Origin of the sequence: Brevibacterium renqingii (assembly GCF_017808105.1) — a bacterium.
Classification (GTDB): Bacteria; Actinomycetota; Actinomycetes; order Actinomycetales; family Brevibacteriaceae; genus Brevibacterium; species Brevibacterium renqingii.
Genome location: NZ_JADBHF010000011.1, coordinates 93,275 through 117,957, shown reverse-complemented (window position 1 = coordinate 117,957; position 24,683 = coordinate 93,275). Strand labels below are relative to the sequence as shown.

Annotated in this window: 23 protein-coding genes and 1 riboswitch; of the genes, 16 read left to right on the top strand and 7 right to left on the bottom strand. The window is 64.8% G+C overall.

Going from position 1 to position 24,683, the window contains the following annotated elements:
• The first annotated feature begins 23 nt into the window (after positions 1 to 23).
• Both aceB and IHE57_RS12440 read left to right on the top strand, forming a co-directional pair.
• Complete coding sequence (gene aceB / locus IHE57_RS12445; RefSeq protein WP_209373389.1) at positions 24 to 1,634, top strand: malate synthase A; 1,611 nt, start codon at positions 24 to 26, stop codon at positions 1,632 to 1,634.
• 159 nt (positions 1,635 to 1,793) lie between these two features.
• Entirely contained in the window at positions 1,794 to 2,183 is a 390-nt protein-coding gene (locus IHE57_RS12440; protein ID WP_209326006.1) for a universal stress protein, read from the top strand.
• 105 nt (positions 2,184 to 2,288) lie between these two features.
• Here the strand turns inward: IHE57_RS12440 and IHE57_RS12435 are convergent, their stop codons facing one another.
• The gene (locus IHE57_RS12435) at positions 2,289 to 5,267 is read right to left on the bottom strand and encodes an FAD-binding and (Fe-S)-binding domain-containing protein (RefSeq protein ID WP_253720226.1); all 2,979 of its coding nucleotides are present in this window, start codon (positions 5,265 to 5,267) and stop codon (positions 2,289 to 2,291) included.
• 350 nt (positions 5,268 to 5,617) lie between these two features.
• Between IHE57_RS12435 and IHE57_RS12430 the strand changes: the two genes are divergently transcribed.
• The 6 genes from IHE57_RS12430 (at position 5,618) to IHE57_RS12405 (ending at position 11,522) form a co-directional block, all read left to right on the top strand.
• Positions 5,618 to 5,770 carry a hypothetical protein gene (locus IHE57_RS12430; protein ID WP_209326007.1) on the top strand — a complete coding sequence of 51 codons (153 nt, stop codon included), beginning with the start codon at positions 5,618 to 5,620 and terminating at the stop codon, positions 5,768 to 5,770.
• A 489-nt stretch (positions 5,771 to 6,259) separates the two neighbouring features.
• The gene (locus IHE57_RS12425; RefSeq protein WP_209326008.1) at positions 6,260 to 7,264 is read left to right on the top strand and encodes an inositol monophosphatase family protein; all 1,005 of its coding nucleotides are present in this window, start codon (positions 6,260 to 6,262) and stop codon (positions 7,262 to 7,264) included.
• 183 nt (positions 7,265 to 7,447) lie between these two features.
• Complete coding sequence (locus tag IHE57_RS12420) at positions 7,448 to 8,443, top strand: siderophore ABC transporter substrate-binding protein (RefSeq protein WP_209373388.1); 996 nt, start codon at positions 7,448 to 7,450, stop codon at positions 8,441 to 8,443.
• A 15-nt stretch (positions 8,444 to 8,458) separates the two neighbouring features.
• The gene (locus IHE57_RS12415) at positions 8,459 to 9,541 is read left to right on the top strand and encodes an ABC transporter permease (RefSeq protein ID WP_209373386.1); all 1,083 of its coding nucleotides are present in this window, start codon (positions 8,459 to 8,461) and stop codon (positions 9,539 to 9,541) included.
• A gap of 2 nt (positions 9,542 to 9,543) precedes the next feature.
• Positions 9,544 to 10,770 (top strand): iron chelate uptake ABC transporter family permease subunit, encoded by a 1,227-nt coding sequence (locus IHE57_RS12410; protein WP_253720224.1) that lies wholly within the window; start codon positions 9,544 to 9,546, stop codon positions 10,768 to 10,770.
• Complete coding sequence (locus tag IHE57_RS12405) at positions 10,767 to 11,522, top strand: iron ABC transporter ATP-binding protein (RefSeq protein WP_209326011.1); 756 nt, start codon at positions 10,767 to 10,769, stop codon at positions 11,520 to 11,522. The genes IHE57_RS12410 and IHE57_RS12405 overlap by 4 nt, the downstream gene beginning before the upstream one ends.
• Before the next feature lie 265 nt (positions 11,523 to 11,787).
• Here IHE57_RS12405 and IHE57_RS16745 read toward each other — a convergent pair whose 3' ends face one another.
• Positions 11,788 to 12,198 carry a MarR family winged helix-turn-helix transcriptional regulator gene (locus IHE57_RS16745; protein ID WP_366933946.1) on the bottom strand — a complete coding sequence of 137 codons (411 nt, stop codon included), beginning with the start codon at positions 12,196 to 12,198 and terminating at the stop codon, positions 11,788 to 11,790.
• A 95-nt stretch (positions 12,199 to 12,293) separates the two neighbouring features.
• Between IHE57_RS16745 and IHE57_RS12395 the strand changes: the two genes are divergently transcribed.
• From IHE57_RS12395 to IHE57_RS12370, 6 genes are all read left to right on the top strand, one after another.
• A complete protein-coding gene (locus IHE57_RS12395) occupies positions 12,294 to 13,415 on the top strand; it encodes a substrate-binding domain-containing protein (RefSeq protein ID WP_436627489.1) in 1,122 nt (373 codons plus the stop codon).
• Positions 13,416 to 13,491: 76 nt separating this feature from the next.
• On the top strand, positions 13,492 to 13,803 hold the full coding sequence (locus tag IHE57_RS16740) for an FmdB family zinc ribbon protein (RefSeq protein ID WP_209373382.1): 312 nt from the start codon (positions 13,492 to 13,494) through the stop codon (positions 13,801 to 13,803).
• A 120-nt stretch (positions 13,804 to 13,923) separates the two neighbouring features.
• Positions 13,924 to 15,171, top strand: a complete 1,248-nt coding sequence (gene fmdA / locus IHE57_RS12385; RefSeq protein ID WP_209373380.1) for a formamidase — start codon at positions 13,924 to 13,926, stop codon at positions 15,169 to 15,171.
• Positions 15,172 to 15,739: 568 nt separating this feature from the next.
• Complete coding sequence (locus IHE57_RS12380) at positions 15,740 to 16,795, top strand: putative endonuclease domain-containing protein (protein WP_209373378.1); 1,056 nt, start codon at positions 15,740 to 15,742, stop codon at positions 16,793 to 16,795.
• Positions 16,792 to 17,112, top strand: coding sequence for a hypothetical protein (locus IHE57_RS12375; protein WP_209373376.1), 321 nt, complete (start codon positions 16,792 to 16,794; stop codon positions 17,110 to 17,112). Before IHE57_RS12380 ends, IHE57_RS12375 begins: the two co-directional genes overlap by 4 nt.
• A 108-nt stretch (positions 17,113 to 17,220) precedes the next feature.
• The gene (locus tag IHE57_RS12370) at positions 17,221 to 17,424 is read left to right on the top strand and encodes a P-loop NTPase family protein (protein WP_209373374.1); all 204 of its coding nucleotides are present in this window, start codon (positions 17,221 to 17,223) and stop codon (positions 17,422 to 17,424) included.
• A 176-nt stretch (positions 17,425 to 17,600) separates the two neighbouring features.
• Here IHE57_RS12370 and IHE57_RS12365 read toward each other — a convergent pair whose 3' ends face one another.
• Positions 17,601 to 18,074 (bottom strand): hypothetical protein, encoded by a 474-nt coding sequence (locus IHE57_RS12365; protein WP_209326012.1) that lies wholly within the window; start codon positions 18,072 to 18,074, stop codon positions 17,601 to 17,603.
• Positions 18,075 to 18,189: 115 nt separating this feature from the next.
• Here IHE57_RS12365 and IHE57_RS12360 point away from each other — a divergent pair, with 115 nt between their 5' ends.
• Complete coding sequence (locus IHE57_RS12360; RefSeq protein ID WP_209373372.1) at positions 18,190 to 20,157, top strand: amidohydrolase; 1,968 nt, start codon at positions 18,190 to 18,192, stop codon at positions 20,155 to 20,157.
• 125 nt (positions 20,158 to 20,282) lie between these two features.
• On the opposite strand, the gene fabG is transcribed toward IHE57_RS12360, so the two are convergent.
• From fabG to IHE57_RS12340, 4 genes are all read right to left on the bottom strand, one after another.
• Entirely contained in the window at positions 20,283 to 21,086 is an 804-nt protein-coding gene (gene fabG / locus IHE57_RS12355) for a 3-oxoacyl-ACP reductase FabG (protein ID WP_209373371.1), read from the bottom strand.
• Between the two features lie 43 nt (positions 21,087 to 21,129).
• Entirely contained in the window at positions 21,130 to 22,293 is a 1,164-nt protein-coding gene (locus IHE57_RS12350; RefSeq protein ID WP_209373369.1) for an acyl-CoA dehydrogenase family protein, read from the bottom strand.
• A gap of 10 nt (positions 22,294 to 22,303) precedes the next feature.
• Positions 22,304 to 22,483 (bottom strand): hypothetical protein, encoded by a 180-nt coding sequence (locus IHE57_RS12345; RefSeq protein ID WP_209373368.1) that lies wholly within the window; start codon positions 22,481 to 22,483, stop codon positions 22,304 to 22,306.
• A gap of 112 nt (positions 22,484 to 22,595) precedes the next feature.
• A complete protein-coding gene (locus tag IHE57_RS12340; RefSeq protein ID WP_209373366.1) occupies positions 22,596 to 23,147 on the bottom strand; it encodes a DUF1990 family protein in 552 nt (183 codons plus the stop codon).
• 121 nt (positions 23,148 to 23,268) lie between these two features.
• Here IHE57_RS12340 and IHE57_RS12335 point away from each other — a divergent pair, with 121 nt between their 5' ends.
• Positions 23,269 to 24,063, top strand: coding sequence for an SDR family oxidoreductase (locus tag IHE57_RS12335; RefSeq protein ID WP_209373364.1), 795 nt, complete (start codon positions 23,269 to 23,271; stop codon positions 24,061 to 24,063).
• A gap of 462 nt (positions 24,064 to 24,525) precedes the next feature.
• Positions 24,526 to 24,623, top strand: a riboswitch (glycine riboswitch).
• Positions 24,624 to 24,683 lie beyond the last annotated feature (60 nt).

Below are 24,683 nucleotides of genomic sequence, written 5' to 3'. Positions count from 1 at the left end.
CTACGACGGGTGAGGAGAAGCCCATGTCTTTCATCAAGATCAACGCGCCGCTCGAAACCGGCTTCGGCACCGTCCTCTCGGAGCCCGCTCTGACGTTCATCGCCACACTGCACGACGAGTTCGCCGGCACCATCAGCGACCTGCTGCGCACGCGCCGCAACCGCGCGGCCGAAATGAACGGCGGGACCCTACCGCGGTTCAAGCCCGAGACGGCCCGCATTCGTGCCGACCGGTCCTGGACCGTCGCCGGATCCCAGGGTGCTCCCGGCCTCGAAGACCGCCGCGTCGAACTCACCGGCCCGGTCACCGAGCCCGAGGTCGTGGCCGCGCTGAACTCGCAGGCCAAGGTGTGGCTCGCCGACCTCGAAGACGCCACGAGCCCGACCTGGGCGAACGTCATCGGCGGTCAGCTCAACCTCTACCGCGCCATCCGCGGCCAGCTGCCCGGAGTGCACAACGACAACCAGCCGACCATCGGACTGCGTCCCCGCGGCTGGCACCTGCCGGAGAAGCACCTGCTCTACGTCGACGACAACGGTGAGGAGTTCGCGACCTCGGGTGCGCTGGTCGATTTCGGTCTCTACTTCTTCCACAACGCCCGCCACCTCATCAGCCACGGCTCCGGCCCGTACTTCTACCTGCCGAAGCTCGAGTCCTCGCAGGAGGCCAGGCTGTGGAACAAGATCTTCGTCCACGCCCAGAACATGCTCGGCATCGAGCAGGGAACCATCCGTGCCACCGCGCACATCGAGACCATCACCGCGGTGTTCCAGATGGAGGAGATCCTCTTCGAGCTGCGCGAACACTGTGCCGGACTCGAAGCCGCTGGCTGGGACTACCTGTTCTCCGTGGTGAAGAACCTGCGCAACTCCACCGACTACGTTCTGCCCGACCGTGAGCGTCTGACGATGGATCTGCCGCTGATGAAGGCCTTCACCGACCGTCTCGTCGCCACCTGCCACCGTCGCGGAGCGCATGCGATCGGCACCATGTCCAACCTCATGGCCGAACATCCCGACGAGGCCTTCGTCGCCGCCGAGTTCGCCCGCATGCGTGAGGACAAGGCCCGCGAGGCCTGGCAGGGCTTCGACGGCACGTGGGTTGCCGATCCGGCTCTCGTGCCGGCTGCGCTGGCCGTCTTCGATGCGGCGCTGGGTTCGCGTCCGCATCAGCTGGAGAACAAGCGCCCCGATGTGCAGGTGACCAGCGACCACATCCTCGACGTCACCGGTCTCGAGCCGATCGTCACCGAGGAGGGCGTGCGGGTGAACATCCGCGTGGCCATCGGGTACATGAACGAATGGCTCGGCGGCAACGGGCACGTGGCGCTGGAGAACCAGCTCGAGGACGTGTCCACCGCGGAGATCTGCCGCTCGCAGATCTGGCAGTGGATCCGCCACGAGGTGACCCTCGACAACGGTCAGCAGCTGACGCCTCATCTGGCCGAGCGCTACCTCGGTGAGGAGCTGGCCGCGATGGAGCGCCGTCCCGACGACCACTTCGACGAGGCTGTGGAGATCTTCCGCGCCACGGCGCTGGGCGAGACCTTCGCCGAGTTCCTCACCATGCCGGCCTATAACGAGCATCTGGTCGATCGGGTGTCGAAGACCGACGCCGAGGTGTTCGTCGCCTGACCTTCCGTCCCCGCTGCCCGAAGGCGGTATTGCAACCTCGCGAGGCTGCAATACCGCCTTCGCGCTGTCTGCCGGGAAAGGAGCCGCCGGCGAGCCGGGCGGGACGTCATGGTGAGACCGGAATGACTGATGTGCGCGGCTGACAATATACTGGGGGCCATGACGATTCTCATTGGCTACCTACCTGCTCCCGAGGGTGAGGCTGCTCTGCGTGCGGGTTTCGCGGAGGCCAAACTGCGGTCGAGCACTGCCGTCGTGATCAACTCACAGCGCCGTGGTGCCAGCGGGACTCCGACCGAGATCGGTGAGGACGAGATCAAGAGGATCGTCGACCTCGGCAGGGAATCGGACATCGAGGTCGAGGTGCTCCAGCCCGACCACGAGGACGACCTGCCCGGCACGCTCAACGAGCTTGCCACCGAATACGAAGCCCAGCTGATCGTCATCGGCCTGCGCAAACGCTCCGCGATCGGGAAATTCATCCTCGGATCCCAGGCTCAGCGGATCCTCCTCGAAGCCGAAGTCCCGGTCCTCACCGCGAAGGCCTGAGCGGCCGGTCGCGGCGAAGGCCTGAGCGGCCCGTGGTGACGAGGGCCTGAGCGGACTCGCACCATGAGGGCCTGAGCGTCTCGCCCCGTGAAGGCCCGAATGCCCCTATCGCTGGGGTTCCAGCCCCCAGCCCCAAGCCAGCAGTTCGGCCAATGACACGCCCGCGGCGTCGCTGAGGTCCGTGATCTGCGTCCGACACGAGTACCCGTCGGCGAGCACCACCTGCAGGCGTGACTCCGTTCCCGCCTCGGCGCTCTGCTTCCGCAGCGCCGGCAGCAGAGCCACCTCGGCGACGGCGACCGAGGTCTCATAGTGACCTTCCTCGACACCGAAGTTCCCGGCCAGTCCGCAGCAGCCGCCGAGGAACTCGCTGCTCGCCCCCGCCCGAGCCAGCAGCTCCTTGTCCGCGGCGGTGCCGAAGATCGCCGACTGATGGCAGTGCGGCTGGACGAGTGCTTCGACTCCGCGCAGATCGGGCAGTTCGGCGCCGATGCTCAGCAGGTACTGGGCCAGGGTCTGCACCCGATCGGCCACCCGATTCGAGGCCTCATCGGCGACGAGTTTGCGCGAATCGTCCTTGAGCGTGGCCAGGCAGGAGGGCTCGACGCCGATGATCGGCACATCCCCCGTGGCGTCGAGGGCCGTGATCGTCTCCGAGAGGTTCGCCCGCGCAGCGTCGAGCTGACCGGTCGAGATCAGCGCCAGGCCGCAGCACACGGTCTGATCGATCACGCGCACCGTGACGCCGGCGTGCTCGAGTACGGCGACGGCCGCGGCGAGGCTGCGCGGGGTGAAGTGGTTCGACCAGGAGTCGGCGAACAGGACCACCTCGGCGGTCTCGCCTGACCCACCCGATTCGGCCCGGGGCCTCCGGACCCCCGAGGCGGCGTCCGCATCCTGCGCGTCATCCGGTCGTGCGCCCGCCTCGGCGCCGGTCGCCCACCACTTGCGGAAGGTCGTGGCAGCGAACTGCGGGATCGAACGACGCACGTCGATGCCGCCGATCCGCTTCGCCATCGTCGAGAGGACCGGCAGGCCCGTCACTCGATTGACCACGGGCGCCAACGGAGCAGACAGGCGCGCGATCTGCGGGAGGAAGCCGAGCACATAGTGCTTCATCGGCCGCAGTCTGCCGCGGTAGGACTGGTAGAGGACCTCGGCCTTGTACGTGGACATGTCCGTCCCCGTCGGGCACTCCGTGCCGCAGGCCTTGCACGACAGGCACAGGTCGAGCGCCTCGTGGACCTCGGGGGAGTCCCACCGCGGTTCGAGCAGATCTCCGGAGACCATTTCCTGCAGCACCCGGGCGCGCCCCCGCGTCGAATGCCGCTCATCACGTGTGGCCTGGTAGGACGGGCACATGGTGCCCCCATCGGCTGCCGAGTCCGCACGGCACTTGCCGATCCCGGTGCACCGGTGCACGGCCGAGGCGAAGCCCGCGGACTCGCCTTCGTAGGCCATGGCCAGGCCGCCGGGCAGCTCCTGACGCAGGGGCAGCTGAGTCAGCCGGATCGATTCGCTGAGCGCATCGGGATCGACGATGACACCCGGGTTGAGCAGGTGCCGTGGATCGAACAGTCTCTTGACCTCGGCGAACAGATCGATTGCCGCAGGGGTGTACATGAGGGTGAGCAGTTCGGAACGCGCCCGGCCGTCGCCGTGCTCGCCGGAGACCGAGCCGCCGTAGCGCGCCACGAGCTTCGTGGCTGCGACCATGAACTCCCGCATCACCTGGGGGCCGTTCGGGTCCTCGAGCGGGAAGTCCACGCGCATGTGCAGGCAGCCGTCCCCGAAATGACCATAGGGGATGGCCCACAGTCCGTGCTCGTCGAGCAGCTCCATGAGATCGTGCAGGTAATCGCCGAGGTGGTCGACCGGAACCGCAGAGTCCTCCCATCCGGCGTGGGCATCGCGACCGTCGGGGGTGCGGGAGACGAGACCGGCGCCGTCAGCGCGGATCCCCCAGACCTCGGCGGCCGCCTGGGCGTCGAGAACCGCCGAGTCGAGGGACTTCGACTCGGTGATGAGCCGCTGCGTCTCCCGTTCGAGCTCAGGTTCGTCCTCACCGGTGAGTTCGACGACGAGCCAGCCGCCGCCTTCGGGCAGGTGCGGAATCGCCTGGGCTCCCTTGGTCGCGATGACCCGGTCGAGCATGCGCGAGTCGAGGCCCTCGCAGGCGGCGACGGGGAAGTCTTTCAGCAGCGGCGCGTCGTGGGCGGCCGCGACCATGTCCTCGTAGCCGAGCACCACCGCCGAGGTGAAGCTCGGGTTCTTGACCAGCCGCATCTTCGCCGCCAGGATGATGCCCCATGTGCCCTCGGTGCCGGCGAAGGCGCGGCGCAGATCAAAGCCGTTCTCCGGCAGGAGGGATTCGAGCCCGTACCCGGAGACCTGGCGGGAGAAGGTGCCGAAGTCCCGCCGGATGGTCCCGAGGTGCTTCGCGACGAGTTCGTGCAGACGAGGGAACGTCTCGGAGCAGTCCGTATCGTCGAGGGTGACGACGGTGCCGTCGACGAGCATGACCTTGAGCGCGAGGATGTTGTCGCCGGTGCGTCCGTAGCCCAGGGCCCTGGGGCCGCAGGCATTGTTGCCGATCATCCCGCCGATCGTGCAGCGCGTATGCGTGGAGGGGTCCGGACCGAAGCGCAGCCCGTGCGGTCTGGCCTGCTTCTGCAGGTGGGCGTGGATGCAGCCGGCCTCGACCCACGCCGAATGCTCCTGCGGGTCGAGTTCGAGGACCTCATTCATATGGCGGGAGAAATCGAGAACGATCCCGCGGCCGATGGCATTGCCCGCGATCGAGGTCCCGGCCCCGCGGCTGGTGATGGGCACCCCGAGGCGGCGCGAGATCGCAAGGACGCGGCGCACCTCGTCCTCGTCTCGAGGGAAGACGATGGCGGCGGGGACGAGCCGGAAGAGAGAGCCGTCGGAGGAGAAAGCGGCTCTGTCCGTGCTCTCGGTGCTGAAGTCGCTGATGCCCGCGGCACGGAACTCGACCGCGAGTGTGGTGGGCAGCGGTGTCGTGGACTCGTCGTCATCGACGGTCGCCCGATTCGCGCCGGTGGGATGGGCCATAGTCGTCATGTCCGCATTGTGCCACTTGGGTTGCCGGAACATCGAGTCCTTTCGCCTCGGAACGGGTCGTCGCAGAAGTCATCGCCAACTCATAAGAACGTTATCGTTTCGTTATCTCGCAAGCTCAGAACGGCGCTCTTGTGTGGCATGGATTCCGATATCCGGGAATTCTTGGTGTATTGCCATATTCGTGGTATCTAATGGGACTACACCAATTCGTGGCAACGGGCCACAGCATGAATGCAAGGGAAGAGACCATGTCGCGTCGAGCTCGTGAATTGACAGATGATCAGTCGGCATTAGTCGGCGTTGTCCGAAAGGTCGCTCGGCAGCGATCGAAACTCAACACAGACTATGTGATGGCCATTCTGCGTGCGCGTGAAGAAGGGGCCACCTTCGGAGCGATCGCCGAGGCGGCCGGAACCTCCTCGCAGGCCGTGCAGGAGATCGTGCGCAGGCACGGGCCGGTCAAGCGCAGCGAACCGAAAGCGGGCGTCCCGGACCCCGTCTGACCGCGGGAGAACGGGCGGAAGCGGCTTCGCTTCACCCTTCAGGGTCGGGCCGCACCTGCGCGCACACCGGGCGGTGATCCATGGGCGACATGGGTCACCGCCCTTGTGTGTTCCGTGGACGTGCCCTGGCCGTTCGATGGCCGATTTCCATCACTGTTCGATAACAAGAAATCCTACTGCTCGGTAAAACGGTGTGACGGGTGCATAATTGCGCGCATGCGTTTCTCGGATCGATCAGGAAAATCCCACCTCGAATGCGGTGATTCGAAGAGGTGCGACTTTCGCGTCGAGGAATGAGCGGCGATAAACACCGGCCGGAGCAGAGTGTGCAGAGCGCGGAGGAAATAGCGGAATTCCACGGTCCGCAGTCGGCTTCGAACGGCTTAGATACAAGAAGTACATACTCGCGGAAGTATTGCAGTCTTGTTACAGGAAGGTGCTGGCCCGGGTCCATGGGCGGCCAGGGGGCATGTTGTCTAGAGTGGCCGTATGAACTCCGAGCCCGAAACGCTGCCCGCCGAGATCGCCGACCTCCCCCTCATCCGCATCGCCTCCGACCTGTCGCTCATGGCCTGGGAGCAGATGCTCGCCTGGCGACCGCTTCTCGGGGCCAGCCTCGATGCGCGCATCGTCGATACGAAGACCTCGCCGAACGATCTCGTCACCCGGGCCGATGCTCAGATCGAAGCGCTCGTCCGCGGCTACCTCTCGCAGGTCAGGCCGCACGATCTCATGGTCGGCGAGGAGGATTCGCCTGCACTCGACCCGGTCGAGTTCTTCTCCGCCGAATTCCTCGGCAGGCTCTGCGGCTTCGACCCCGAGACTGGAGGCCTGGCCGATCTCAGTGACGGCGGTGCGACCCTGGAATGGCATGTCGATCCCATCGACGGCACCGTCAACTATGTCCGAGGAATCGAATACCACGCCTTCTCGGTCGGTGTCTGCGAAGCGGCTGCAAGCACGGCCTCCTCGGATGGTGCGTCACCGGACGGCCGCTCTGTCGACAGCGGAGCCGGCCTCGGCCTCGGACCATGGCGCATCGGTTTCGTCGCCTCTCCGGGGCTGAACGCCACGTGGCTGGCAGCCGCCGGCCACGGTGCCTACCGTGTCGAGGGGCGGCTGTCCGACCACTCCGCTGCGGGAATCCGCGCGCGACGCCTGCGGGGAACGCCGGCCGGTCTGTCGGGGAGGCTGCTCGCCACCGGATTCGCCTACACCGGGAACAGTAGGGGCCCGCAGTTGGCCAAGCTCGAGAATCTCATGAGCGGCTACGACGATCTGCGTCGCTGCGGCGCGGCCTCCATCGATCTGTGCATGGTCGCCGAAGGGCGGGTCAACGGATACGCCGAACGTGGTCTGGGGATCTATGACTATGCCGGCGGGGCGGTCATCGTCGAGGAGGCGGGACTCCAGGTCAGCCGCGGGGGAACCGGCGGGCCGATCGCTGCGGCCGACACTCGGGAAGAGGTCGAGCGGCTCGTCGCCGCGATCTGAAACGAGTGCGGTGAAGCGGATGTGAGCGCTGCCGCCTGCGCCGGGCGCAGGCATTCGTCTCGCGAGAAGTGTGACGTGGTTAACGTCATATTTCTTTGACTTTATTTTCGTAGCCTAGGCTAAGCTTACTTTCAGTGCGTGCACACGTTTCTCCAATCCGTTCATATCAGGAAGTAGGACCCCATGGTTTCGACTCGCCTTCAACTGAGTGCCCTGGCGGGCGTCGTCGCTCTCACTCTCGCCGGCTGCGGCTCATCCGGTTCCGATGAGAACAAGGCCAGCGCCGAAGACTCCGGCAGCAACACGATCGAGGTCGAGGACAACAGCGGCAAGCAGACCGTTGCCAATCCTCCTGAGTCCGTGGTCGCCACTGACAACCGCACATTCGAGACCCTCGACACCTGGGGCATCGAACTCAGCGCCGGCGCTGTTTCACTCATGCCCGATGACCTCAGCTACACGAAGGACGACTCGATCCTCGACCTCGGCTCCCACCGCGAGCCCGACCTCGAGAAGGTCGTCGAGGCCAAGCCCGATCTCATCATCAACGGACAGCGCTTCTCCCAGTACCACGATGACCTGGCCAAGCTCGCCCCGGACGCCACCATCCTCGAGCTCGATCCCCGTGATGACGAGCCCTTCGACGACGAGCTCAAGCGCCAGACCACCGTCCTCGGCGAGGTCTTCGGCAAGCAGGACGAGGCGAAGAAGCTCATCGAGGACTTCGACGCCTCGATCGAACGCGCGCGCTCGGCATATGACGAGAACGACAAGGCCATGGGCCTGATCACCTCGGCGGGCGATATCGGATACTCCGCGCCCTCGGTCGGCCGCACCGTCGGACCGGTCTTCGACATCCTCGACCTGAACCCGGCCCTCGAGGTCGAGGAGAGCAGTGAGGACCACCAGGGCGACGACGTCTCCGTCGAGGCCATCGCCGACTCGAACCCCGACCTCATGCTCGTCATGGACCGCGACGCCTCCTTCGCGCCCGAGGACCGTGACGAGGGCTCTGCCCCCGCCGCAGAGGTCCTCGAGGACTCGGAAGCGCTCAAGGACGTCCCCGCGATCAAGGACGACAAGATCGTCTACTTCCCGGAGGACACCTACCTCAACGAGGGAATCCAGACCTACACCGAGTTCTTCAACTCCTTCGCCGACAAGCTCGAAGGCAAGTAAGGTCCGCTCCCGCGCATGACACGAGCCCCACGCAGCACTGCCGGCACCGGTGACACCGGTGCCGGCAGTCGCACGTCCATCACCGAGGCTGGCATCCGTCCGGCCCCCCGCGTCCGAACCGCATCCGTGGAACCCGCCTCGGCGGTGGTGGGACAGCTGCTGGACTGGAAGTTCCTGCTCAGCGTCCTCGGTGTCCTCGCTCTGCTCGCGGCCTCGCTGCTGACCGGTGTCTACGACATCTTCGGCGGCGAAGGCGGAGCCGAGATGTTCCAGATCACCCGCGTTCCGCGCACCATCGCCCTCGTCCTCTCGGGAGCGGCGATGGCGATGTGCGGGCTCGTCATGCAGCTGCTGACTCAGAACCGCTTCGTCGAACCGACGACGACGGGCACGACGGAATGGGCCGGACTCGGCCTCATGCTCACCGTCATCATCTATCCCGACGCCTCGATCCTCGCGCGGATGATCGGCGCGATCATCGCCGCGTTCCTCGGCACCATCATCTTCTTCCTGTTCCTCCGCCGCGTCTCGCTGAAGTCCTCGCTCATCGTGCCCATCATCGGCATCATGCTCGGAGCCGTGGTCGGCGCGATCTCGACCTTCGTCGCCGTCCAGATGGACATGCTCCAGAGCCTGGGCATCTGGTTCGCCGGCAGCTTCACCTCGATCCTGCGCGGGCAGTACGAGGTGCTGTGGATCGTCGCCCTCGTCGTCGCCGCCGTCTTCGTCGCGGCTGACCGCTTCACCGTGGCGGGGCTGGGCAAGGAGATCGCGACGAACGTCGGGCTCAACTACAACCGGATCATCCTCATCGGCACGATCCTCGTGTCCATCGCCACGGGAATCGTCACCGTCGTCGTCGGCAACCTCCCGTTCCTCGGTCTCATCGTGCCCAATATCGTGTCGATGCTGCGCGGCGACGACCTGCGCAGCAACCTGCCCTGGGTCTGCCTGCTGGGCATCGCGATCGTCACGGTCTGCGATCTCATCGGCCGCATCATCGTCATGCCGTTCGAGGTGCCGGTGTCCCTCATCCTCGGAGTCGTCGGCGCCGCGGTGTTCGTCGCACTCCTCATGCGCGCACGGAAGAAGGGCTGAAGATGCACGATACGACTTCCACATCAACCGCACAGGCACCCGGCAGCCAGACGGCACCCGCCTCCGCGCAGGAGACGGAGACTGCAGCCGTGCGCACCCGCCCGGCCGAGGGCGGCGACGCTGACGCTCGCGCGGCAGGGGCAGCGACTGCGACTCGGTCGATGATCGCGGGCCTACCTCGGCGCTCGACCTCGCGTCCGCCTCGGCGCTCGACCTCGCGTCCGCCTCGGCGGTCGGCGGGCTCCCTGCCGACTCCGCGGGCTCGGCGCCGGTACTGGGTGATCATGGCAGCCCTCGTCGTCGTCTCGGCGGCGGTCGCCCTCGGGCTGCTGGCCTGGGACAACCCGATGCCGATCACCGATGACGGATTCTGGCTCATCGCCCAGCTGCGGTTGAAGAATCTCGTCGTCCTCGCCATCGTCGCCCTCAGTCAGGCCTTCGCCACGGTCTCCTTCCAGACGGTGACGAACAACCGGATCATCACCCCCTCGATCATGGGCTTCGAATCGCTCTACGTCGCGATCCAGACCGGAGCGATGTACTTCTTCGGCGTCACCGCCATCGTCGATCTCAAGGGCTTGGCGCCCTTCGCCATCCAGCTGATCGTCATGGTCGGCCTGTCCCTGGTGCTCTACGGCTGGCTGCTCTCCGGCAGGCACGGCAGCGTGGCGATCATGCTGCTCATCGGCGTCGTCATCGGCGGCGGACTCGGCTCGATCGCGACCTTCATGCAGCGGACCCTGACGCCGAGCGAGTTCGACATCCTCTCCGCCCGTCTCTTCGGTTCGATCGCGAACTCGGACTCCGCGTATCTGCCACTCGCGATCCCGCTGTGCGTACTCGCCTGCGGCGCGATCTACGCGAGCTCGGGCCGGCTCAACGTGCTCGCACTGGGCCGGGACACCACGAGCAACCTGGGGCTCAACCACAAGTTCGAAATGATGAAGATCCTCTTCTTCGTCTCCATCCTCATGGCCGTGTCCGTGTCGATGATCGGGCCGATGGTCTTCCTCGGCTTCCTTGTCGCGATGCTCGCCTATCAGTTCTCCGACACCTTCGACCACAAGTACATCCTGCCCATGGCCGCGCTCATCGCGTTCACGGTCCTCGGCGGGGCGTACTTCATCATGAAGAACATCTTCTACGCCCAGGGCGTCGTCTCGATCATCGTCGAGGTCGTCGGAGGCGTGGCATTCCTCGTCGTCGTCATGAGAAAGGGACGCCTGTGATCACACTGAGCGATGTCCGCAAGTCCTACAGCGACGAGGTCGAGATCGGCCCCGTCGATCTGCAGATCCCGGCCGGGGGCGTGACCGCGCTGGTCGGGCCCAACGGCGCCGGCAAATCGACGCTGCTGACGATGGTCGGACGACTGCTCGGCATCGACGACGGCGCGATCGAGATCGCCGGATTCGACGTCGCCTCGACGAAGTCGAAGGATCTCGCGAAGGTCGTGTCGATCCTGCGTCAGGAGAACCACTACATCACGCGCCTCACGATCCGGCAGCTCGTCGGCTTCGGCCGCTTCCCCTACTCGAAGGGACGGTTGACGCGCGAGGACGAGGAGGTCATCTCACAGGCGATCGACTTCCTCGAGCTCGGTGACCTCGAGGAGCGATTCATCGACGAACTCTCCGGCGGTCAGCGGCAGCGCGCCTATGTGGCGATGGTGCTCGCTCAGGACACCGACTACGTGCTCCTCGACGAGCCGCTGAACAACCTCGACATGAAGCATTCGGTGCAGATGATGCAGCACCTGCGGCGGGCCGCCTCGGCGATGGGCCGTACGATCGTCATCGTCCTCCACGACATCAACTTCGCCGGCCACTATGCTGACCACATCTGCGCCGTGAAGCAGGGGAAGGTCGTCGAGTTCGGCACTCCCGAGGAGATCATGACCGGCGAGGTGCTCTCCCGAGTCTTCGACACCCCCGTCGAGGTCATCGACGGCCCCCGCGGTCGTCTGGCCGTGTACTACTGAGTCGTTCTGACGATTCGGCTGTGTGTGCTGAGAGCCGGGCACCGGTGAGTGGGCGGTGGCGCTTCGTTGACACCGCAGCGGTGTCGGCGACTCAGCATCCCGTTGCCTTCGCGCCTTCCAAACCACATCGCGTCCATGTCATCAGGATGCGAACAGATGTCAGGCACCGGACGTGAAGCCGGTGTGCACCGAATGTGGTTTCACGAGTAGGAAATGTGGTGCCGGGCTGCACCAAATGTGGCGCGAGAACCTTTCCGATGCCGAGTTAGGTGAATACACGGTCGGGGTCGACACCCACGCGGGCGAGAAGTGAAGTCAGTTGAGTCTGCTCGGACGGAGAGAGCCCCGCAAACAACAGTGCCTCAGCTCGCCCAACTTCCTGTCGGAGGTCGTCGATTTGGCGGATGCCTCGTTGTGAGAGACGAACCAGGACGCGACGTCGGTCGGCAGCGTCGCTGGTCCGGTACACCAGCGAACGTGTGACTAGTCTGTCGACGACGCGAGTGAGGGTGGCGCTGCTTGTTCCGACGGCTTCGGCGAGAGCGGACATAGTGAAGCCATCAGATTCGTACAGGGCGTCGAGCACCCGCCATTGATCCAGCGAGAGATCTGAACTGGAAAGCGCAACCGAAAGGTGGCGATCAACTGCGTTCGCGGAGCGTGACAGTAGGCGCATTGTTGCACCGGTTGCGGTGTGACCAACGAGTTGTGACTCCACGAGATCTTTCCTTTTCTGCCGGACCGCCCTAGATTGATAGGCAATCCTTTCACATGAAAATGTTATCTCCAATGGCGCGAGGAGGCGACGTGGGGTGGAGTTCGGCATTTCACGAGGCTCGGTCTGACGACGTCCTGAGGTTGGGATTGGCAATTCCCCTGCAAGGGCCCGGCGGAATATTCGGGCCGTCGTGTGAAGCTGTGGCCGAGCTGTACTCGCGGCAGTCGAATGCCGAGTCAGGAGTGATCGGTCGGCGGCTTGAATTGGAAATCATCGATGCGGGCGCACCGCCGGCTCAGGTGGCCGCCGAGGTGGACCGCCTCGTCGGATGCGGGCGGATCGATGCTCTCACCGGGTGGCACATTTCCTCTGTTCGAGAAGCGCTCACTCCGGTGACAGCAGGGAGGATCCCGTATGTCTATACCTCACTGTATGAGGGTGGGGAGCGTGGGCCGGGGGTCTTCTGCACCGGTGAAACGCCAGAGCGACAGATTGCTCCCGCCTTGGAATGGTTTCGTGCGGAACTGGGCGCGAGGCGCTGGCATATTGTCGGCTCGGACTATATCTGGCCGAAGCGGTCGGCTCGAGCCGCACAGGATTTTGCGCGAAACCTCGGCCTGGACGTACTCTCGCTCAATTTCATTCGGTTTGGAAACGCTGACTACACCTCGGTCCTCGATGAGCTGGAAGAATCGAAGAGCGGTGATGGGGTGCTGATGTTCCTGGTAGGGCAGGATGCTGTGGAGTTCAATCGCGAATTCTCTGCCAGAGGTCTGCACCGGCACCTGGTGCGATTCGCTCCGCTGATGGAGGAAAACATGCTCCTGGCCTCGGGCGGGGGTGGCTGCGAAAACATGTACGTGGCTGCTGGATATTTTCGATCCTTAGCCACTGAGAGCTCGCTTGACCTCGTCGGAGCATATGCAGCTGAATTCGGCGCTGCGGCGCCTCCGCTGAATAATCAGGCAGAGTCATGCTTCGAAGGGATTGCACTGCTGGCCGAGCTGATCACGGCGGCCGGCAGCATCGATCTGCACGAGATCCTCGCGGTGACGGACGGTTTCGGCTATGAGAGCCCCCGCGGAAGTCTCGAATTTCAGGGCGGCCACGTACACCAGCAGATCCATTTGGCTCGGGCGGGGCAGGCGGACTTCGACGTTCTCACTACCTTCTAGGCTTAGCCTGCCCAGCGTCTGTGGGCCTTGGCGGCGGCACGGTGAAGGGGCTCGGGCCGGTGCAGACTCTTGACTAATGCTTTCATCTGAAACTATTGTGATTGAAAGCACAGGGAGGTGCCCATTGCCGACATACTCATATACCTGCGCCCGTTGCGGGTCGTTTTCTCTCGTCCGCCCAATGTCCCAGAGCTCACTTGCCGGGCGATGTCCGACATGTAATGACGAGAGCAAGAGGAGCTACGAAGTTCCTCACCTGAGTGGACTGAACCCCTCGCTCGACCGAGCCGTTGCTCAATCCGAGCGCAGTGCTGAAGCTCCCCTGGTCACTCGCCGCATTCCACCTGCACGGAGCGCTGCGCCGCCGGATCGCGTCGGCATCAGGTGAATGCGGTTCCGGGGCAGTCCCCGGGCTGACACGAGGCCTTCGCATGTGTCGAATTTCCACCTGACCCACAAGACCATCCGACCTGCAAGACAAGGTGTTTTCACTCAAAGGAGTCATGCAATGCCCGAAGTAGTGTTCAGCGTCGATCACGATAAGTCGATGCGCGATCAAGCAGTCCCCGGTCACAACCGCTGGCACCCCGACATTCCATCAGCCGCAACTATCAAGCCCGAAAACCTCGTCCGAATCGAAAGCAAGGAATGGACTGACGGGCAGATCGGCAACAACGACTCGGCAAACGACGTCCGAGACGTCGACCTCGACCACAACCACATGCTGTCCGGGCCTTTCGACATCGAAGGCGCTGCCCCGGGAGATCTCCTCGTTGTCGACATCGTCGACCTCGGGCCCGCTACTCAGACGAAAGGCGACAACTGTGGCGAGGGTTGGGGTTATTCGGGCATCTTCGCAAAGGTCAACGGCGGTGGCTTCCTCACCGACTACTTCCCCGATGCATATAAGGCAGTGTGGGATTTCCGTGGACAGGAATGCACCTCGCGGCACATCCCCGGAGTCCGTTATACGGGAATCCAGCACCCGGGACTTGCTGGCACTGCGCCCTCACCCGAGCTGCTGTCGCGCTGGAACAAGCGCGAGCAGGCATTGGTCGATACCGATCCCGAGCGAGTGCCTCCACTGGCGATTCCACCCACAGTCGCCTCGGCGCTCGCAGGAACCGCCGATACTGAAATCGCCGCACGTGTCGCACAGGAAGGTGCGCGGACGGTTCCCCCGCGCGAGCACGGCGGCAATATGGACGTCATGAACCTCACTCGAGGATCTCGCGTCTACTACCCGGTGTATGTTGACGGCGCGAAGTACTCGGTCGGCGATCTGCACTTCAGCCAGGGAGACGGTGAGATCAACTTCTGCGGTGCCATTGAGATGGGCGGTTTCATCGACCTGCACTTTGAGGTGATCAAGGGTGGAATGGAAACCTACGGGGTGACTCACAACCCCATCTTCCAGCCCAGCCGAGTAGAGCCGACATACTCCGAATGGCTGACGTTCACTGGAATCTCAGTCGACCACAGAGACGATACAAACCTGTACATGGATGCAACCGAGGCTTATCGAAATGCCTGCCTCAATGCTATCGAGTACCTCAAGAAATGGGGCTACACCGGTGAACAGGCGTATCTTATCCTCGGCACTGCACCGATCCAGGGGCGACTGAGCTCGGTCGTCGACATTCCGAACGCGTGCTGTTCGCTGTTCCTGCCGACCGAGATCTTCGATTTCGACATTCGCCCCGGCGGTGATGGACCGGTCAAGACAGATCGTGGTCAGGTCGCTGTGACGTCCTGAGCGTTCGACATGTTTCGCGTTTGTACGGTGTAGACCGCAAGCCGCTCATTTGACGGGTACGACGCCTCGATGGAGTAATTCTTCATCGGGGCGTTCGGCCGTCTTCTGGGGAATTTGGCCGGCTTGGAACGGGCAGCAGTGGGGTGGCACCACATCGCGTCCATGTCATCAGGGCGCGAACAGATGTCAGGCACCCGAGGTGAAGCCGGTGTGCACCGAATGTGGTTGCGCGAGTACAAAGTATGGTGCCTGGTTGCGCCGAATGTGTATTGAGTGCTTGCGTGACGTGGTCGTTGCAGCGCCGACTCGATCGTTCAACCTTGTGAACGAACGCGGGTCTGACGGTGGCACGATCAGACGAGGAAATCCCTGAGCCTCGGCCACTTGCAGCGGATTCGACAGCCCCTGGCCGTCTACAGGGCCTCATCGTACGAGCGGTCGCTCGGTAGTGCGAACTTGTGGACATCAGCATCACTCGTACACCTGCGGTAAGTGGATGAAGGTGCCTCTTCCACAGGCAAGTTTCACCGCATCGAAATTGCGGACGGTCCTCACACAGACTCACAGCATGAACAACATCGTCTATCGACAAGAATTCATCGCCGCCGGTGTCGCCTCCCGCACGATCAAGCAAGCTCTGAACTGCTGCCTGCTCAAGCTCTGCGCCGGTGTGTATTCGGTCGTAAGGGACTGCCGAGCACCGTCGCATCGACGGATTGCGGGGTTCATCGACGACTTCGATTGGATCGACTTCCACGTGGGGAAAACGGCGGCAGACCTGGCCAGTGACTTTCAGTACCAAGATCTCCTGCGTTCTCTGACGATCAACAGTTATCGCCGCTACCGGGCGGATGACACGATTTCGGGGACCTCGGCAGCGATACTCCACGGCATTCCTTTGTACAAAGTACCCAAAGGACCGATCACGGTTATTCACCCCAGGAGCAACTCCTCATCGAAGCAGATCGTCAGAACTCGGCGCACCATCGACGATGAGGACCGGGTTGTGCTGGGTCACCTGCGAGCCACCTCGGCGATTCGCACCGGTTTGGACTTGATCGGACTTCGAGGTCAGCAGGCGGCTTTCGCTGCGATGGAATGGGTTTTACGGCAGTCAGTGATTCGAGCGGCCCCGGGATACAATCCACGCTTCGGATACACGCAGGGGTTTCGAGACTTGGGGCGAAGACATATCGAGGAGCATTTTCTGCCAGCAGTTGGGAGGCTGAAGACCGGGCATATCACCGCGCAGAACATGGCCGAGTCACTGAGCGCGGTGTCTGAGAGCATTGCTGAAAGCTATTGCTCGCTGAATCTCAAGGCGCTGCGCTTGACCGGCTTTGAGCAGCAGGTGAACATTGACGATGCGCGAGGCTTCATCGCCCGCGTCGACTTTCTGCATGAGGCTACGCGCACGATTGTCGCCGTGGACGGCAGCGGGAAGTATGCGCTGATGGGCCCCGACCTCTTACGCAGCGAGGGTGAGCAGCAGAACCGGCTCCTCGGGCTGGGGTACCGGATCATCCATTTCACCTTCAGAGAGCTGCTGCATCTCAATGACTTCTCGGCGAAGCTGTTTGAGCAGTCACCCGAGTTGAGGAACTTTGCTGGTGCCCGGGGATGAGGGGAAGTGCTGCTGCGGTGAGCGCCGTGCTCGCGGTCACTCACGATCTTTCGGGTCTGCAGCGCAATGCCCGTCCCAGCGATCGAGTGGCCGTGGTCTTCAACGGACATATCGTCGAGATCTGCTCGGTCGATGACTTCTTCGCCGGTCGCGCCGCGAATGCCTATGCTCAGGCGTTGGCCCCGGCCGCACCTGCCGCCGGTGCGCATCCGCTGCCGCTGGCCGACGGGTCTCGACCGAAGCCCTGGACGTTTAGGGACGGGGACGAGCTGCGCCGCCTCGGAGAGGGCGCGGTCGATGGGGGGCGGTCGGAATGAGGCTGACAGACTTGGTGATCGACTATGGTTCCACACGCGTGGGACCGGTCGACGCGGACGTCCCCGCGGGGACGGTGACTGTTCTTCAAGGCGCGTCAGGCGGCGCGCGTGTGCATCGCCCGTGCGCTGGCCAGCGGCATCGACACCATCGTGTGCGACGAGCCGACGGCCGCGCTCGACTCGTCGAATGCCGCACGGATCGCCTGGCTGGTCAACGACCTCGCCGAAGCGGGGAAGACGATCGTCTGGGCGACCCACGACCGAGACCTCGTCGCCGCCACCGACGTGGGGTATTCTTTCGTCACGCTCTGATCGCGGCCGTCGTGCTCTCAGCCGGCTGGGTCCCGCCGGGTCCAGTATCGTCATCACGTTCTGAACAGGTCATCAGGACAAATCCAGATGACCAGTCCGAAACGTGACTAACCCGGGGACGAAACGTGATGACGATTTCGGCTCACATCACTCAGCCGCGGTCGTCTGGCCGTGTACTACTGAGGGCGGATCGTCACCCAGCGGCGGACGGCGAGGACGAGTGCGGCGACCAGTCCGAGGATGAGCAGCCCGTCCGCGGCGATGTAGAACAGGTGCAGCGCCGAACCGCCGTCATCGACGCCGGCGAGCACGGCGTCGGTGCGCCGGTTGAGCAGCGGGCGGATGACGACGACCTTGATGATGAGCACGGCGATGAGCCCGCTGGCCACCCCACGGTAGGCGCGGTCGACACCGGACTTGAGCATCGCCCACAGCAGGAGCACGCCGATCACGAGCTCCACCCAGTTCATCACCCCGAAGACGAGGCGGCCGATGCCCAGGCCCAATGGAATCGTGATGCCCGGAGCGGTGAACTTCAGCGGGGCCTCGATGAGCGAGATGCCGATGATGAGCCCGAGCCAGATCGCAGGCAGGATGAGGCGCGCACCCGCCGCCAGACGCGAGTCGTTCGTGCTGAAGAAGTGTGTCATGGAGCCGATTCTACTCCCCGTAGAAGAGGGTGTTCGAAGCGCAGAGCAGCCTCCCGCCGCACCCGGGGCCGAGGGGTCGGCCTGGCCGGTGACCGCCCGTTCTAGACTGGTGCCCATGCGTCTGTTCTCCAACGCCATCGTGCGCACGTTCGCGCCCTCGGCCGACTCGGACACCCCCGGATTCCTCGACACTGCAACACCGCCTCCGGACGCGATCCTCGTCGACGGCGAGACGATCGCGGCCGTCGGCACCAGGGCCGAACTTCTCGACATCGCAGCCGCGGAATCATCGACCACGGCGGCGCTCGCCTCGGCGGGCGGGGTCGGGGCGACCACCGTCATCCCCGGGCTCGAGATCGAGGAGATCGACTGCGGCGGACAGGTGATCCTGCCGGGCTTCGTCGACGGGCACATGCACTCGATCGCCTATGCGAATTCGATCGAGGAGCTCGATCTGTCGCAGACGCGAACACTGGCCGAGGCGGTCGAAGCGATCCGCGAACGTGCCCGGACGCTGCCGGTGGGGGAGTGGGTCGTCGGTTCCGGATGGGACCTCAACAAGTGGGATGACCCTCGCTACCCGGACCGGGAACTGCTCGACCAGGCGGTGCCCGACCATCCGGTGGCGATGTGGTCACTCGACCTCCACACACTCTGGGCCAACGGCCATGCCCTCGAGATCGCCGGAATCGACGCGCTCACGGCCGACCCCTGGGGCGGGGAGTTCGTCCGCGACGAGGACGGTGAGCTGACCGGACTCGTCCGGGAGGACGCGACCGACTTGGTGGCCAGGTTCATTCCCGAGCCCACGCGCGAGGAACAGGTCGAACGACTCGATCGCACGCAGAAGCTCTTCCTGTCCCAGGGACTGACCGGCTTCCACGACTTCGACGGCATCTCCTCGACGCTGGGCTGGAATGATCTGCGGGAAGCCGACCGGCAGCATATCCGGGTGACACAGCACTTGCGCGGCAATGAGGTCCCGTGGGCGATCGAGACCGGTTGGCACACCGGAGACGGCGATGACTGGCTGCAGCGAGGCGGACTCAAGCTCTTCTCCGACGGGGCGCTGGGCTCGCACACGAGCCACATGTCCTCGCCGTTCCCCGCACCTGAGGCGTCCGAGACTCTGGGCGATTCCGGTGCGGTGACCGCGGACGGAACCGACCTCAGCGGCGCAGCACCCAGGACCGGAACCGAAGCGCTCGAGCACGGCACGCACACGTATCCCGGCACGATACTCGAGGAGATGGTCGGCAGTGACGCTCCCCAGGCCAACTACGGCATTGCGCAGATGTCCGAAGACGATCTGTTCGAAAACGCCGAGCGGGCCACCGAGGCGGGCATCTCAGTGTCGATCCACGCCATCGGCGACCAGGCCAACCACCATGTGCTCAATGTCTTCGAACGCCTGCGCGAGACCACGCGGGAGGCCGAGGAGAGGTTCGGTCGGCCTCTGCGTCACCGGGTCGAACATGCTCAGTTCATCCGGCCCGAGGACCTCGCCCGGTTCGCCGAACTCGACGTCATCGCCTCGATGCAGCCGCGGCACTGCATCTCCGATCTGCATCTGCTCCACCTCGTCGACGAATCCGCAGGCCTGGCCGCCTACGCCTGGCCGGACCTGCTCTCGGCCGGCGCGCAGGTCGTCTTCGGCTCCGATGGCCCTGTCGAGCCCGCGAACCCCTTCGCAGCGATCTATGCGGCGATGACCAGGGCCGATATCTCGGGTGATGCGGGCACGAGCTTCCAGCCCGAACGTCGGCTCTCGGCTGTCGAGGCGATCCGCCTGCACACGCAGGGCCCCGCATTCGCCGCCGGGCTCGAGGACCGCCGCGGATATCTGGCCGCGGGAATGGACGCCGACTTCATCGTCGTCGACACGGACCCATGCGTCGCCGAAGGGCTGAACCCGGAAACGCCTGCGCACGGGACGAGCGGCCTCTTCGAAGAGGCCCATAGAGCTGCCGGCGGCCTGCTCGGCTACACGAGCGAGGAGGCTCTCTTCGCCCACGCCGAGGCGATCCGAGACACCCGCGTCGGCATGACCGTCGTCGGCGGTGAGATCAAGCACCGCGCCTGACCTCCCGTCCGGACCGCGCCCCCACGGGGACGCGAAGCCCGCCGATCTCGCGCTCCACCCCACTCAGCGGGTGGGGAGCGGCGACGGCGATGCAGGGAGGGCCGCCTCGGCGAGCGGAGAGGTGATCAGATGTGGCGGCCGCCGGAGATCTCGGTGACGGTGCCGGTGAGGTAGCTCGACAGGCCGGAGGCGAGGAAGAGGACCACCGAGGCGACCTCCTCGGGCTCTCCCGGACGACCGAGCGGGATCTCGGCGAGCTTCGAATCGATGACGTGCTGCGGCATGGCCGCGGTCATCGCGGTGTTGATGAAGCCGGGCTGGATCGCATTGATGCGGATGTTCTTGAACGCGACCTCCTTGGCCACGGCCTTCGTCATGCCGACGATGCCGGCCTTCGCTGCGGAGTAGTTCGACTGGCCGAGCATGCCGACCTTGCCGCTGATCGAGGACACGTTGACGATCGCACCGCCGCGGTCCTGCTCGCGCATGAGGCCGGTGGCGACCTTGAGGCCGTTCCAGGTCCCGCGCAGGTGGACGGAAATGACGTCGTCGAACTGCTGCTCGGTCATCTTCCGGATCGTCGCGTCGCGCGTGATGCCGGCGTTGTTGATCCAGATGTCGACACCGCCGAACGTGCGTGTGGCGGCTTCGGCGAGCTTCTCGACGTTCTCCAGCGAGGACACATTGCACACGACACCGGCCGCGGACTCGGCCCCGCCGAGCTCTTCGACAGCGGAGGCGAGGCTGTTCTCGTTCATATCCCCGATGACGACCTTGGCCCCGGAGTCGACGAGGCTGCGGGCCATAGACAGGCCGAGGCCCTGGGCGCCGCCGGTGACGACGGCGACCTTGCCGCTGAGCAGGCCGGGGATCGCTGTGACTCCGCCGGTGGCGGTGATGCCGGGTGCAGGGGTGGAGGTGTCGGTCATGGAGAGTCCTTCCGTGAAGTCGGTGCCAGTGTACGTGTCGGTGTCAGAGGTTGAACTGGGGCTTGTGTGCGCCACCCAGCAGCTGCCGGGCGACGACGACGCGCTGGACCTCCGAGGTGCCCTCGTAGATCCGGAACAGTCGGGCATGGCGGTAGAAGCGCTCGACCGCGGATTCGCGCATGTAGCCCATTCCGCCCTGGATCTGCACTCCCTTGTCGGCGATGCGGGCGAGTGCTTCGGAGGCGAAGAGCTTCGCCGAGGAGGGGCCGAGTTTGCGATCGGTCCCTTCGTCCCAGCGTTGTGCGGCCGAGAGCACGAGGGACTTCGCGGCGGCGGTGTCGGTGTAGATGTCGGCGAGCATCGCCTGGACGAGCTGGAACCGCGCGATCGGCTCGCCGCCCTGTTTCGCCTCGGCGGCGAAGCGGACGGATTCGTCGAGGATGCGGATGGACTGGCCCACGCAGATCGCGGCGATGTGCAGTCGGCCCTTGTTCAGCGAGGCCATGGCTGCATAGAAGCCCTTCTCCTCCTCGCCGCCGATGAGGTTGGCGGACGGGACGCGGACGTCGTCGAAGAAGATCTCCGAGGTCCAGGCTCCGGCCTGGCCCATCTTGTGGTCGTGGGGGCCGACGGTCACTCCCTCGGACTTCGTGGGCACGAGGAACACCGAGATGCCCTTCGAGCCGGTGGCATCGGGATCGGTGCGGGCGAAGACGATGAGCACATCGGAGGCCTCGGCATTGGTGATGAAGCGCTTGCTGCCGTTGATGATGTAGTCATCGCCGTCGCGGGCGGCCTTCGTTCGCAGCCCCGAGGGGTCGGAGCCGGCTTCGGACTCGGTCAGGGCGAAGGAGGCGACGACGTCTCCGGAGGCCAGACGGGGCAGCCATTCGGATTTCTGCTCATCCGTGCCGTAGTTGACGAGCACCTGTCCGGCGATGCCGTTGTTCGTGCCGAACAGGGAGCGGAAGGACGGTGTCGTGTAGCCGAGCTCCATGGCCAGCAGCGCGTCCTGCTCGGCGTTGAGCCCCAGGCCGCCGTGCTCCTCGGGCAGTGCCCACCCGAAGAGACCCATCTCGGCGGATTCCGTGATGATGTCTTCGGGAATGGCGTCCTCGTCCTCGATTCGGGTTTCGAGCGGCACGACCTTCTCGCGGACGAATTCGCGGACGGCGGCCAGGATGTCATCGAGCTCTGTGGTGTCCATGGTTCCTCTCTTATGGGCGGGTGGAGTTCAGCCGGAGCCAGGCGCGGACCCGGTCGGAGTCGACGACGGTCTGGCCGGAGAGAGGGCCGCTGCCCGAACGCGGCAGGAAGTCATCGATCGGGGGAGAAGCCTCCTGGTCGGTGCTCTCGCGGTTGTCACCGACGGAGGTCGGTGCGGAGACATCGGTCATCGTTGAAGGATCCTCTTGGTGGTCGGCCCGCGCGCGGTCGGACTCAGTGGGTGTCGACTATGCTGCGCTGCGGATGCGAGTGCGTGGTTGAGAACACAATATACCAGCGGAATCAATAAAGAGAAGCAATTGTTGCGCGAACCGATATTGATGGAGCCTCGCTCACAGGAGGGACAGGGCGGGAAGCGCTCGCGGTGAGGAGTCCTCGCAGTCCTTCGGCGTACCGCCGCGCCATCATCGACTGCCCCATCACCGCCACAGGCCCGGCTGCTTTGAGCAGCGGATGCCCGGGCACCGACTCGGCAGTGATGGATACGCCGAGGCGGCCGTCCGGCCCGACCATCACGAGGAAGGTCTCCTCTCCCGTCTCCACGTGGCCCGGCAGAGTGCGATAGGTGAACCCGGCCCGATCCGCTTCGTCGATGACTCGGACGACGACGCACGACCCGACCGGCACGGTCAGATCGCGACCGTGGAGCCGCCTCGGCGAGGCGGGCCAGAGAGGATTGAGCCTGAGATCGATGACCTGACCGCTGTGCACACGGCGGGCCGGCCGCACGCTCACTCCCGCACTCTCCTGCAGCGCCCAGGTGAGAACCGCTTCGCGAGCGAGCGGGAACAGGTGAGCCGGACCGAGGTCGAGGTGGTGCTCAAGCTGGTTCATGATCCCCATTCTCTCCTTGTCTTCCCTGATGGTCGTGCCTACGATGGGAGCAGATTGCTGAACGAACGCTCGCTTCATGCATCATCGCATTCGCCCGCCGACCGAACACTGGAGTTCACCCATGTCAGAGAGCACCGCAACCACCCCGCAGTCCGGCTGCCGATTCGAAGGCCAGGTCGCCCTCGTCACCGGCTCCAGCCGCGGCATCGGTCTCGGCATCGCCCAGCGGCTCAATGCCGAGGGCGCCACCGTGATCCTCACCGCCCGCAAACCCGAGGCGCTCGACGAGGCGGTCGCGAAGTTCCCGGACGGCACCGCACTCGGCATCGCCGGCAAGTCCGACGATCCGGCGCACCGGGCGGAGGTCTTCGACACGATCGCGGAGAAGTTCGGTCGCCTCGACGTGCTCGTCACGAATGTCGGGATCAATCCGGTCTACGGTCCGCTCATCGACATCGATCTCGATGCCGCACGGAAGATCCTCGACGTCAATGTCCTCGGCACACTCGCCTGGATCCAGGGCGCCGCTCACCACGAGGGCCTGAAGTTCAGGGAGAACAAGGGGCGGGTCGTGAGCATCTCCTCGGTGGCCGGCGAGCGGCCGAGCCCCGGCATCAGCTTCTACGGCATCTCGAAGGCCGCAGTCTCCCATCTGACCAAGTCCCTGGCCGTCGAGCTCGGTCCGGACATCCGCGTCAACGCCGTTGCGCCGGCCGTCGTCAAGACGAACTTCGCGACCGCCCTCTACGAAGGGCGCGAGGACGAGGTCGCTGCGGCCTATCCGGTCAAGCGGCTCGGCACCCCCGAGGACATCGCCGGAGCCGTGGCCTATCTTGCGTCGGCCGACGCCGATTGGATCACCGCGCAGGTGCTCACAGCCGACGGCGGCGTCATCACCGCAGGCGGCAGCGCCTGAGCTGACGCAGACAACGCACCTCGGAGGAGCGTTGCCTCTGAAGGCTGCGCTTGAGCCCGCCGCTGAAGGCCGCGGCGCACACCGGCCGAGAAACGGGTTGGCGAATCAAGATGTGGTCGCAATCGGATACTTTTCTCGTTGGAGAGTATCCGATTGCGACCACTGTTCTGTCCGATTGCGACCACTGTTCTGAAGAAAGCAGGCGTGCGTGAGGCGCAGGCCCGGACTGCGTTTGAGACCCGGCGGGTGACAGCTCTGCGTTGTGCCCCTGAGCGGCTGCGGCGCTGCCCCTGCGCCCACCTGCGGAGCCGACCCGCGGTGCGGCCGACGAGCCCTGCTTCCGCGACCACCGTTTGCGAGCGAGCTGAAGCGAGCATCAGGAGGTTTGTCGGGCGTGACTTCATTCACTAGGATTGGAAGCGCAGTTCCACGCGGTTCTGCGCACAACTTCATACGCCGCTAAGACATGACGTGGGAGAGCTGCCGGACAGACACCGGGCAGCGCCGTAGGTGCAATTCCCTCCCCGGGAAACTCTCAGGCCCAGTACCACCGATTGCAGGCATATCTGAAGGACCGCCCGTCCGCCGCGCACCGGCGTGGGAGAGGCGGCGGCCCGACA